The sequence below is a fragment of the Inhella inkyongensis genome (genome assembly GCF_005952805.1).
Classification (GTDB): Bacteria; Pseudomonadota; Gammaproteobacteria; order Burkholderiales; family Burkholderiaceae_C; genus Inhella; species Inhella inkyongensis.
Genome location: NZ_CP040709.1, coordinates 1,563,693 through 1,574,690, shown reverse-complemented (window position 1 = coordinate 1,574,690; position 10,998 = coordinate 1,563,693). Strand labels below are relative to the sequence as shown.

General features: G+C 65.6%; 11 protein-coding genes. All 11 read right to left on the bottom strand.

What is annotated here, in order from left to right:
* Positions 1-47: 47 nt before the first annotated feature.
* The 11 genes from FF090_RS07680 to flhC all read right to left on the bottom strand — a co-directional run bounded on the left by FF090_RS07680 (position 48) and on the right by flhC (position 10,913).
* A complete protein-coding gene (locus FF090_RS07680) occupies positions 48-761 on the bottom strand; it encodes an RNA polymerase sigma factor FliA (protein ID WP_138856162.1) in 714 nt (237 codons plus the stop codon).
* Positions 762-777: 16 nt separating this feature from the next.
* Positions 778-1,542 (bottom strand): MinD/ParA family ATP-binding protein, encoded by a 765-nt coding sequence (locus tag FF090_RS07675; RefSeq protein ID WP_138856161.1) that lies wholly within the window; start codon positions 1,540-1,542, stop codon positions 778-780.
* Positions 1,543-1,550: 8 nt separating this feature from the next.
* Positions 1,551-3,245 carry a flagellar biosynthesis GTPase FlhF gene (gene flhF / locus FF090_RS07670; RefSeq protein ID WP_138856160.1) on the bottom strand — a complete coding sequence of 565 codons (1,695 nt, stop codon included), beginning with the start codon at positions 3,243-3,245 and terminating at the stop codon, positions 1,551-1,553.
* Entirely contained in the window at positions 3,242-5,338 is a 2,097-nt protein-coding gene (gene flhA, locus FF090_RS07665; RefSeq protein ID WP_138856159.1) for a flagellar biosynthesis protein FlhA, read from the bottom strand. Before flhA ends, flhF begins: the two co-directional genes overlap by 4 nt.
* Positions 5,335-6,489 carry an EscU/YscU/HrcU family type III secretion system export apparatus switch protein gene (locus FF090_RS07660; RefSeq protein WP_138856158.1) on the bottom strand — a complete coding sequence of 385 codons (1,155 nt, stop codon included), beginning with the start codon at positions 6,487-6,489 and terminating at the stop codon, positions 5,335-5,337. The genes flhA and FF090_RS07660 overlap by 4 nt, the downstream gene beginning before the upstream one ends.
* A 168-nt stretch (positions 6,490-6,657) precedes the next feature.
* The gene (locus FF090_RS07655) at positions 6,658-7,290 is read right to left on the bottom strand and encodes a protein phosphatase CheZ (protein ID WP_138856157.1); all 633 of its coding nucleotides are present in this window, start codon (positions 7,288-7,290) and stop codon (positions 6,658-6,660) included.
* A 27-nt stretch (positions 7,291-7,317) separates the two neighbouring features.
* Positions 7,318-7,707 (bottom strand): chemotaxis response regulator CheY, encoded by a 390-nt coding sequence (gene cheY / locus FF090_RS07650; protein WP_138856156.1) that lies wholly within the window; start codon positions 7,705-7,707, stop codon positions 7,318-7,320.
* 19 nt (positions 7,708-7,726) lie between these two features.
* Positions 7,727-8,647 carry a flagellar motor protein MotB gene (gene motB, locus FF090_RS07645; RefSeq protein WP_138856155.1) on the bottom strand — a complete coding sequence of 307 codons (921 nt, stop codon included), beginning with the start codon at positions 8,645-8,647 and terminating at the stop codon, positions 7,727-7,729.
* Positions 8,648-8,676: 29 nt separating this feature from the next.
* Complete coding sequence (gene motA, locus FF090_RS07640; RefSeq protein WP_138856154.1) at positions 8,677-9,534, bottom strand: flagellar motor stator protein MotA; 858 nt, start codon at positions 9,532-9,534, stop codon at positions 8,677-8,679.
* A gap of 81 nt (positions 9,535-9,615) precedes the next feature.
* Entirely contained in the window at positions 9,616-10,362 is a 747-nt protein-coding gene (locus FF090_RS07635) for a class I SAM-dependent methyltransferase (protein ID WP_138856153.1), read from the bottom strand.
* On the bottom strand, positions 10,359-10,913 hold the full coding sequence (gene flhC, locus FF090_RS07630; RefSeq protein WP_138856152.1) for a flagellar transcriptional regulator FlhC: 555 nt from the start codon (positions 10,911-10,913) through the stop codon (positions 10,359-10,361). The genes FF090_RS07635 and flhC overlap by 4 nt, the downstream gene beginning before the upstream one ends.
* Positions 10,914-10,998: the final 85 nt, after the last annotated feature.

Here is a 10,998-nt window from a genome sequence, read left to right as displayed (position 1 = left end):
CGCCAAGCCCCAAGGGTACTGCAGACAGAGCCTGCAGAGCACAGACCTCAGTGTTCGCGCAGCTTGACGCGCAATCGCGCAATGGCTTGGCTGTGCAGCTGGCAGACCCGGCTCTCGGTGACCTTGAGCACCGCCGCAATCTCCTTGAGGTTCATGTCGTGCTCGTAATACATGCTCATCACATAGGCCTCGCGCTCGGGCAAAGCCTTGATGGCTTCGACCAAGGCGGAGCGCATGCGCGCATCCTGCAACAACGCGGTGGGGTTGTTGGCGTGATCGGCCACATGGCGATCGAGGTAGTCATCACCATCCTCGCCCCCGCCAATGTCCTCCAGATAGACCAACTGGGTGCCGCGCACCTTGGTCAGCGCATCCTGGTATTCGCTCAAAGAAACGCCCATCGCCGCGGCGATTTCGCTCTCGCTGGCCGAGCGTCCCAGCTTCTGCTCGGCCTTGTGCATCGCCTCTTCGATCTCGCGCTGCTGGCGCCGCGTGCCGCGACTCAGCCAGTCCCCGCCCCGCAGTTCATCCAGCATGGCGCCACGAATGCGCTGGGTCGCAAAGGTCTCGAACTGCACCCCATGCGCGGCGTCAAAGCGGCTCAGGGCGTCGGTCAGGCCGATCATGCCGACCTGCACCAGATCGTCCAGCTCCACATTGGCCGGCAGGCGAGCAATCATCTGATGCGCCAAGCGCCGCACCAGCGGGCTGTACTGCTTGAGCAGGATGTTGGTGTCTAACTTGCCTTTGGCGGTGTACATCGAGAACTTGGCTCCCTCAGGCCCAGGCACGCGACGGCTCCGGGCTGTTCAAGCCCCCATGATGCCCGCTCTCGGAGTCCCTGCCCACAAGGCTATCCCGAGCCAGGCGACGCAGCTCCGCGCTGGGCGCAGCATGCAGACCGACACGCGGGTCCAGGCTGGCCACGCAGGGCAGTGCCGCCCCTAGGAAGCGCTCGGCGCAATCGGCCAGTTGCGCCCCGATGCGCTGCGCCACCGCACTGCGCGGCGGCGCGGCCAAGAGCAGGCCAAAGACCCGGCAGTGCGCGCGCTGATGCAACCACTTCATGGCCAGATAGGCCTCGGTGACTTCGGCCTGCGTGGCCCCGCACAACAGCACGGGCCGACAGGGCAGCGCGGGCGACAGCACCCGCGCCAGCTCGGTGGCGGGCAGGTGCAGCAAGATCACATCCACGGCCGGCGCCGCTTGGCGCAGGGCCGGCAGCAGGCCAGTGGCCTGCCCTTGGGCATCCAGATAGTGCCCGACCAGCCCGCGGGCGCTCAGGAAGCCGACATCGGCGGACAGCCGCTCGATGCAGGCGGCCAGATTAACGCGGGCCAGCTCCGAAGCGGGCTTGGCCGCGCGGCCGCCATCCACCACAAGCACCTGCAGGCCGCGCTCCAGATAAGCGCCCACCAAGGCGTCGAGCAGGAAGTCGCCCGGAGTGGCCAGGCCAGGGGCCGCCACCGGGACCAACTGAGCCTGCGGCGCCCGAAAGAGCCGCCGCAAGCCATCGGCCTGATCCCCGAAGCGCATCGTCATGGAAGTCCTCAGTGCGCAGCAGCCAACACGGCCGAGGAGCCGGCAAACACCAGTTGCAGATCCTGGCCGTCCTTGCTCCAGGCCGACTCAGCGCGCGGCTTGAAGGCGTGTTGCAGCAGCTCGTCGGCGCTCAGACGCAACCAGTCCTCGGGCACCCGCTGCCCATTGGCGACGGCTTGCAGGCACAGGCGATGCCGGATCAGGGTATCGAGCGCAGGGCCCAAGCGCACCGCCTCGTCCACCTTGCTCAGCACCACCCCCTCGCAATCAGCGGCGCGCCAGGCGCTCACCACATCGTCCAGGGTCTCGCCCTGCGCACTCGCATTCACCACCAGCAGGCGCCGGATGGAGGGATGGGCCAACATCTGCAGCAGCTCCTGGGTGCGGCTGTCGCGCTGCGCCATGCCGGCGGTGTCAATCAACACCATCTGCTTGTTGGCCAACAAATCCAGCAGGTCGTCGAGCGAGGCCCGGTCATGCGCCGTATGCACCGGCACACCCAGAATCCGACCATAAGCGCGCAACTGCTCATGGGCACCCACGCGGTAAGCGTCCAGCGTGATCAGACCCAAATTGGCGGCGCCGTGCTTGGCCGCGAAGTGCGCCGCCAGCTTGGCCGTGCTGGTGGTCTTGCCCACCCCGGTCGAGCCGATCAGGGCGAAGACGCCCTGGCGATCCTCCAGCGGCGTGGCGCCCAGTTGCAGATTACGCGCCAGCACGGCCTGCGCCCATTGCTGCTCATCGGCGCCGGCGGCGAAGGCGCTGGGGCAGGCATCCACCAACTTGCGCGTCAGCGCCGGCGAGAAGCCGGCCTCCAGCAGGCGCTGTGCCAGCCGGGCCTGCAGGGGTTGGCGTTGCAGCTTTTCCATGAAGGCCAGGGCGCCAAAGCGCTGCTCGATCAGGCCCTTCATGTCCTTGAGTTCGCGCATCAGATCGGCCCGCTCGCGCTCGGTGCGCGAGGCCTTGGCGCCGAAGTCGCCCGGCTCGATGCCCGGCACGCTGGGCACCTCGTCGCGCAGCACCGGGGGATTGCGTCGCAGAGGCGCTTCGGCCGGCTGGCGCAGACGCAAGCGGGCTTCATCACGGGCATTTCCGGCGGCGGCAACTGGGCCCTGGCGGGGGGCCGGCTGGGGGGCAGCCTGCGAAAGGATCGGCGCACCCGCGACGGCACGCGGCGAAGGGTCCATCTGCGGTTCGATGCGGGTTGCCGCGCCGGCCGCCTGCCAGCGCTGGGCCGCCGAGCCGCTACGCGGCGCAGCGGCCGGTGCCGGCGCGCGCACCGTGGCGCTGTCCACGCGCTGGGCGCGCATGGCTGCGATCTGGGCCTGGGCGCGGCGCTGGCGCTCGGCCTCGCTGTCCTGACGCGCCGGTTTGGGGTTGGCAGCGGGGACGGCCATCACCGGATCGGGCTTGCCCTGCAGTTCGGCCTGACGACGACGCAGCATGCGTTCACGCACATAGTCCTGGAACGACAGGGTGCTCATGCCCAGCGTGCCCACGTCCTGCTTGACCGTGGTGCCCGGGCCGGCGCCGCGCGCGGCAATCTCCTGCACCTTGGCCAGGCCCTCGGGCTCCATGGCCAGCACCTCGATGCCCTCGGCGCAGGGTTTGGTGGCCAGCACCACGGCGTCGTCGCCATAGGCGGCCCGCACCAGGTTCATGGCCTCGCGGGTGGTGGGGGCGGTAAAGCGCTTCATGTTCATACAGCACCTCCAATGACGGAGCCGATGCGGATCGAATGGGACTCAGGCACTTCGCTGTGCGAAATCACCTTCAAACGGGGCGCAGCGCGGCGCAGCAGTCGAGCCAACGGGGCGCGGATCAGGTCGGGGACGAGCAGGCAGGCCGGCACGCCGCGTTCCTCTTGCTTGTCGCTGGTCTCGGCGGCCCGGCGCGCCAGCTGATCGGCCACACCGGGATCCAGGGCCTGGCCATGCGGACTGGTCAGGGCCTGCACGATCAGACGCTCCAACTCGGGGTCGAGCGCGATGACGTCCAGCTCCTTCACCGGCCCATAGATCTGCTGCACGATGGCCGGGGCGAGCTGCATGCGCACGCGGCGGGCCAGTTCGGCCGGGTCCGTCACCGTGGCGCCCAATTCGGCCAGGGCCTCGACGATGGAGCGCATGTCGCGGATGTGCACGCCCTCCTCCAGCAAGGCCTGGAGCACACGTTGCAGCATCGGCAAAGCGATCATCTTGGGTACCACGTCTTCCATCAACTTGGGTGCCAGCTTGGTGAGGTGCTCAACCAAGTGCTGGGTCTCGACGCGGCCCAACAACTTCGCCGCGTTCACCTGCATCAAGTGTGAGAGATGGGTGGCAATGACGGTCGAACAATCAACCACCGTGTAGCCGGCCATTTGCGCGGCTTCCCGCTGACGTTCTTCGATCCACACCGCAGGCAGACCGAAGGCCGGATCGGTGGTCTGTGTACCGGGAAGCTTGGCGGTGGCATGGCCCGGGTTGATGGCCAGCCACAAGCCCGGGTAGGCCTCGGCCTCGCCCACTACGGCGCCACGCAGCAGCAGGCGGTACTGGCTGGGGCGCAATTCCAAGTTGTCGCGAATGTGCACAGCCGGCGGCAGAAAGCCCACGTCCTGCGCAAACTTCTTGCGCACCCCCTTGATGCGGGCCAGCAAATCGCCTTCGCGGCTCTTGTCCACCAGGGTAATCAGGCGGTATCCCACCTCCAGGCCCAGGGTGTCGACCGGTTGCAGGTCATCCCAACTGGCCTCGCCATCCGGATTGGTCGTCGACACCGGTGCGGGCGGCGGCGCCTGCTTGGCCTGGCGCTCGCGTTCACGCAGCCACCAGGCCAGGGCGCCGATGGCCCCCCCCATCAGCAGGAACACCCCATGCGGCATGCCCGGAATCAGACCCAGCACGCCCACCACACCGGCCGTGATGGCCAGCGCGCGCCAGCTGCCAAACATCTGCGTGCCGATCATCGAGCCGATGTCGCGGTCCTTGCCCACTCGCGATACCACCATCGCGGCTGCCACCGAGATCAGCAGGCCGGGAATCTGCGCCACCAGCGCGTCGCCCACCGCCAACAGGATGTAGGCGTCCGCCGCTTGGCCGGCGGACAGGCCGTGCTGCGCCATGCCGATGGCAAAGCCGCCGACGATGTTGATCACCAGAATCAGGATGCCGGCGACAGCATCGCCGCGCACGAACTTGCTGGCACCGTCCATCGAACCGAAGAAGTCGGCCTCATCGCCCAACTCGGCGCGGCGGCGCTTGGCCTCTTTGTCATCGATCAGTCCGGCGGAGAGATCCGCGTCCACCGCCATCTGCTTGCCCGGCAAGGCATCCAGGGTGAAGCGCGCCGAGACTTCGGCGATGCGCTCGCTGCCCTTGGTGACGACGATGAAGTTGATGACCACCAGGATGGCAAACACGATCAGACCGACGGCAAAGTTGCCACCGATCAGGAAGTGGCCAAAGCTTTCGATCACCTGGCCCGCCGCGCCCGGCCCGGTGTGACCTTCGAGCAGCACCACACGGGTCGAGGCCACGTTGAGCGACAGACGCATCAGCGTAGTCAGCAGCAGCACGGTGGGGAAGGCCGCGAAGTCCAAGGGCCGCAGCATCTGTGCGGCCACCATCATCACCATCAGCGCCAACGCGATGTTGAGCGTGAACAGCAGGTCCAACACCAAAGGTGGCAGCGGCAGCACCATCATGCTGAGCACCAGCAGGACCGCCACGGGCGCCCCAAGGGCCTGGGCCATGGCGGCATGCGGACCCAGCAAGGCCTGCAGTCTTTGCATCAAGGCGGGTGCAGCATTCATGCGTCAGGCTCCTCGCGCGCGGCGCTCTCTTCCTGCGGATCCATGCCCTTGGGCACTTCGGGGTTGGGCGCTGGGGGCTCGCGCCCGGGCATGGCAGCGCGCAACTGGTACAGATAGGCCAGCACCTGGGCCACGGCGGCAAACAGGCTCAGCGGCACCTCGCGGTCCAGCTTGGCATGGGCATAGAGCGCGCGCGCCAGCGGCGGAGCCTGCAGCACCGGCACGCGATGCTCCTTGGCCACATCGCGGATGCGCAGGGCCAGCAGATCGACTCCCTTGGCCACTACGATGGGCGCGGCATCCTTGCCCTCCTCGTAGCGCAGGGCGACCGCATAGTGGCTGGGGTTCATCACCACCAAGGTGGCCTTGGGCACGGCGGCCATCATGCGTTGACGGGTCAGCTCGCGCATGCGGGCGCGCTGGCGTGCCTTGACTTCCGGCGAGCCCTCGGTTTCTTTATGCTCCTGCTTGACCTCGACCCGGCTCATGCGCAGACGGCGCAAATAGAGCTGGCGCTGCAGCGGCACGTCAATAGCAGCAAAGATCGCCAGCGCGACCGCCAGCGACATCAAGCCCGCCAGCATCAACTGCCCGGCCTGGCTCAGGGCCTCTTCCAGCGGTGCGGACATCAGGCCGATGTAGTGGTCCATGCGCTGCCACAGCGCCGCCGCAGCCACTGCACCGAGTACCAAAGCCAGCAGCACAGCTTTGAGCGCCTGGCCAGCGTTCTGGCCCGAGAACATGCGGCCGATCCCGGTCAAGGGGTTCAGCAAATTCCAGCGCAGACTGATGGCCTTGGTGCTGAAGTTCCACCCCCCACTGGCGAGTTGAGCCGCGACAGCCGCACCCCCCAAGACCACGAACATCATGAGCAGCGCGCGTGCCAAACGCCCGCCAAAGTCGGCCAAGGTGGTTTGAAGGATGCCGGGGGTCTGAAGGCTTTGGGCATTGAAGCGCAACCCATCGGCCAGCAGCAGCTTCCATTCGCCCACCGCTTGGGGCAGCCAAGTCCATGCCAGCAGGATCAGGGCAGCCACCATCAGCGCATGCACCAGATCGCGCGAGCGCGGCAGCTGGCCCTCCTCGCGCGCCTTTTTGATCTTGCGCTGCGAGGCCGGTAAGTTGTGGTCTTGTGCGTCTTTTTCGGCCATGGCGATCAAGGACGCGCACCCTGCGCATCCAGGTCACCATTCTTCAAACTCGGGGCCGAAACTTGAGGCGGAAGTGGCCGGTCTTATTGGCCCTGATCTCGGCCCTCATGGGGGCTCAAAATGAAAAACGGGAGGCCACCGCCTCCCGCATCAGAGCTTGAGCTGGACTTAGAAGCCCAGCGATGCGAGCAGGTCGTCCACCTCGCCCTGGTTGGTGACCACATCGGCCCGCCCTTCAGGGTTGACGACCGGGCCCTGCAGCACTTCCTGACTGACCTTTTCACGCTGCTCTGGCGGGACCACCTGCACCAGCAACTTCACCAAGCTTTCTTCCAGCTCGCTGGTCAGCTGAACCACTTTCTTGACCACCTGTCCGGTCAGGTCGTGAAAGTCCTGCGCCATCATGATGTCGGTGAGGTGCTGGTCGATGCGGGCCGTCTTGCCCTCGACTTCCGACACGAAATTCAGGATCGCGCCACTGGCCACCGCCCGCACCGGATCGGCCACGATCTTGGCTGCAATATCCCGCGTGGCCTGGGCGATGGCCTCGTGATCGGCCTTGGCCTGATCGACAGAGTTCAGCACCTTGTTGGCAGCCGCCGCCGTCTTGTCGGCGATATAGGTCAGGCGGCTGCGCGCATCCGGCAGACCGTCAGTCGCAGTCTGCAGCTTGGGCATCACCCCGAGCTGCTCCATGGTGTCGTGCAGCACCCGGGTGATGGTGCCGAGCTGCTGAAACACGGCCGGGTCCACCGTGAGGGCCTGACCCTGGGCCAGTTTTGCCAGTTCTTCCATCTGCATGTTGCCGACCTCCTGGAGTTCTGGGAATCAGGCCGCAGCCATCTTCTGGATGATCTTCTGGACTTTCTCTTCGAGGGTCGCCTTGGTGAAGGGCTTGACGATGTAGCCCGCCGCGCCTGACTGCGCCGCCAGCACGATGTCTTCCTTGCGCGCCTCGGCCGTCACCATCAGCACCGGCAGGTGCTTGAGGTTGGCGTCTTCCTTGATGGCCTTGAGCAACTCAAAGCCCGTCATATTGGGCATGTTGATGTCGCTGACCACGAAGTCGAACTTCGAGGCTCGCAACATGTTCAGGGCCTCGGCGCCGTCTTCAGCCTCCTCGGCATTGGTATAGCCCGCCTCCTTGAGCAGGCCGCGCACGATGCGGCGCATGGTCGAGAAGTCGTCAACGATCAAAAACCGCATGTCGGTGCTCATGGGCGCATTCCTTTGGTCTTCATCCAGCGGATGCCGATGCGGCTGGAGCTTGCGGCTCTTCCACATCGGGCAGGTTCTTCAGCACAGCGTCCTCGGCGTCGCGATTCATCACAATGATGCTGATGCGGCGATTCGCGGGGCTCTCGGGCGCCTGGGTGTCCAGAAGCTTACTCGAAGCAAGGCCCTGTACGCGCAGCATCCGGGCCTCGGGCAAACCCCCTGCCACCATCTCGCGCCGCGAGGCATTGGCGCGGTCCGCGCTCAGCTCCCAGTTGCTGTATCCGCGCTCTCCCGCGCCGAAAGGCTTGGCGTCGGTGTGGCCCTCCACCGTCAATCGGTTGGGCACTTCCGCGAGCACCGCACCAAGTTCCTGCAGCAGCGCACGCATATAGGGCTTCACCACCGGAGAGCCGCTGTCAAACATCGGCCGATTGCCTTCGTCCACGATCTGGATGCGCAGGCCTTCGGCCGTCATGTCCAGCTTGATCTGGCCGCCCAGCGCTGCCAGTGCGGGGCTGACTGAAATTTTTTCCTCAACCTTTTGCTTCAGCTCCTGCAGCCGCGTGCGCTCCGCGCGGCGCTGATCCTCTTTGAGCGCATGCAGGTTGTAGGTTCGCTTCTCGGACTCGACCTCACCCTGCTTGACCTGCCCGCCCTGGCGGGTCAGGTCAGTGCCGCCGCCCTTGATGAGCGAGCTGGCATCGCCCGCCCCGGAGCCGCCCAGCATGGCCACCTTGAGAGGCGACTGAAAGTAGTCGGCGATGCCCTTCTTGTCCCCCTCAGTGGTCGATCCCAGCAGCCACATCAGCAAGAAGAAAGCCATCATGGCCGTCACGAAATCGGCGTAGGCGATCTTCCAGGCACCGCCATGCGCCGCATGGCCACCCTTCTTGACCTTCTTGACGATGATCGGTTGGAGCTTCTTGGTGTCGCCCGCCATGGCTTAGTTCGAAAAGGATTGAAGTTGCATCACTTCTTCTTGACGTGACCCTCGAGCTCGGCAAAGGTCGGCCGCACATGGCTGTACAGCACCTTGCGGCCGAACTCGATGGCCACCTGCGGGGCATAGCCCTGCATAGAGGCCAGCAGCGCCGTCTTGATGCAGACCAATTCCTTGCCGGCCTCGTCCAGCTTTTGCTCCAGCAAACCGGCCAAGGGCTCGGCCATGCCATAAGCCAAAAAGATGCCCAGGAAGGTCCCCACCAGGGCCGAGCCGATCATGCCACCCAGCACCGCCGGGGGCTGGCCCACCGAGCCCATGGTGTTCACCACACCCAGCACGGCCGCCACGATGCCGAAGGCCGGCAGGCCACCGGCCAGACGCTGCAAGGCCGCTACCGGCGCATGGGCCTCGGCGTGGTGGGTATCGATTTCGGCATCCATCAGCGACTCGATCTCGTGTGCATTGAGGTTGCCACTGACCATCATGCGCAGGTAGTCGGTGATGAACTCCGTGACATGGTGGTCATGCCCGACATTGGGGTACTTCTGAAACAGCGGCGAGCTGTGCGGATCCTCGACGTCCTTTTCGATGGACATCAGGCCTTCCTTGCGCGCCTTTTGCAAGATGTCATAGAGCAGCGCCAGCAGCTCCATGTAGCGATCCTTGGTGTACTTGCTGCCCTTGAAGCACATGCCCAAGCCCGCCATGGCCGACTTGATCACCGGCATCTGGTTGTTGGCCAGAAAGGCCCCCATGGCGGCGCCAAAGATGGTGGTCATCTCAAAGGGCAAGGCGCGCAAGATCACGCCGATGTTGCCGCCGTGCACGATGAAAACACCGAACACACAGGCCAGCATGAGAACCCAACCGATGATGACGAACATGGGGTGTCAGAGGGGTAGGCGAGCGACCATTGTGCAGGGATTCGAAAGCGCCTCAGATCACAAACGGGCCGCCTGCCACGGTCAATTCAGGCTTTCGGCGGCATAGAGATAGAGACGATGGCGTGGCGCGACCGGCCATTCACGTTGAGCCGGCACGCCAGGCAAGGGAAAGTCCAGGCTCAGCAGGAAGCTGCCCGGGCGCAGCTCCGCCCTCGCCTTGGCCAGTGCCTGGTGCATGGACTCAGGCCGCTGGAACAGATAGACCAGATCAAACGTCGACCAATCGTCAGTCCACAGATCGGCGCAACGGATCTGCGCCCCCGGAGTGCGCCAGCGCGCCCACAGCGCCAGTGCCCAACTGGCTTCGGTGCCATGCAGCTGAGCTGCCGGGAAGGCCCGCCGCCATGCGCGCAGGCCGGCCCCGCTGCCACAGCCCGCATCCAGCACCCGCACGGCGCGTTGCAAGCCGGGCTCGGGCGCCAGCGCGTCAAAGGCCGAGGGCGGCGTCAGGAACAGCGGTGCATCACGCCAATGACGAATCGGGTACAGCAGCCACAGTCCCACGCCCGCCAGCAGCCAGATCCAAGCTGGCAAGGCCAAGCCCTGCAGGCTCAGCAGCAGCGGGAAACCCAGCAGGACACAAAGGCGCCGCCAAGGCCGTTGATGCAAGAGCGCCGCCACCAGGGTCAGGGCACAGGCTGCCGCCAAGGCTCCGCCGGTACTGCCCAAGCCACGCCACAAAGCCCAGGCTGCCGCCCAGGCCAGCAACGCACTGCTGGGCCACAGCCGCCCCAGAACCAGGGCCAGACGCTCAGGCCGGGAAATCAATGGGCCAACACCTCAGCATCCTGTCCCGCGTCCATGCTGCGCCCCTTGCCCGCACGCGCCGGCGGATTGCACAGGCCACACACATAGTGGCGCGAGATCTCGTGCGGATGCGTCACGAAGTGGCCGCCGCACTTCTTGCAGGCGGTCAGGGTCAGCATGCCGTTGTCAATGAACTTCACCAACCGCCAAGCACGCGTGACCGACAACAGAGCCTCGATGCCCTGGGCCTGCGTGTGCTCCAAGTAGAGCTGGTAGGCCTTGATCACGGTGTCGATCTCATCCAGCGCCGCCGCCTTGTTCAGGTACTCGTGGATGTTGAGGAACAACGAGGCGTGGATATTGGGTTGCCAGGTCATGAACCAGTCGGTCGAGAACGGCAACTGACCCTTGGAAGGTGAGCGGCCCGAGACCTCTTTGTACAGCTTGAGCAAGCGCTCATAGCTCATCTCGGTCTCGGACTCCAGCACTTGCAGCCGGGCGCCAAGGTTGATCAGGGTGACCGCACGCTCGATCTGGCGGGCTTCGGAGAGGATGCTCTTGACGCGTGGCATGGATCTTCCTTTGCAAATGCGGCTGGCACGGCGAAGGGCCGCTCCCGAGCCGTGCGCACCCCCTGGGGAGGTGGCGATGGGCCGC

Coding starts and splice junctions, on each gene's coding strand:
- motB (WP_138856155.1), bottom strand. CDS start 8,647: ATGGCGGGCGACACCAAGAAGCTCCAACCGATCATCGTCAAGAAGGTC.
- flhA (WP_138856159.1), bottom strand. CDS start 5,338: ATGAATGCTGCACCCGCCTTGATGCAAAGACTGCAGGCCTTGCTGGGT.
- flhC (WP_138856152.1), bottom strand. CDS start 10,913: ATGCCACGCGTCAAGAGCATCCTCTCCGAAGCCCGCCAGATCGAGCGT.
- FF090_RS07675 (WP_138856161.1), bottom strand. CDS start 1,542: ATGACGATGCGCTTCGGGGATCAGGCCGATGGCTTGCGGCGGCTCTTT.
- FF090_RS07680 (WP_138856162.1), bottom strand. CDS start 761: ATGTACACCGCCAAAGGCAAGTTAGACACCAACATCCTGCTCAAGCAG.
- motA (WP_138856154.1), bottom strand. CDS start 9,534: ATGTTCGTCATCATCGGTTGGGTTCTCATGCTGGCCTGTGTGTTCGGT.
- flhF (WP_138856160.1), bottom strand. CDS start 3,245: ATGAACATGAAGCGCTTTACCGCCCCCACCACCCGCGAGGCCATGAAC.
- FF090_RS07655 (WP_138856157.1), bottom strand. CDS start 7,290: ATGCAGATGGAAGAACTGGCAAAACTGGCCCAGGGTCAGGCCCTCACG.
- FF090_RS07660 (WP_138856158.1), bottom strand. CDS start 6,489: ATGGCCGAAAAAGACGCACAAGACCACAACTTACCGGCCTCGCAGCGC.
- cheY (WP_138856156.1), bottom strand. CDS start 7,707: ATGAGCACCGACATGCGGTTTTTGATCGTTGACGACTTCTCGACCATG.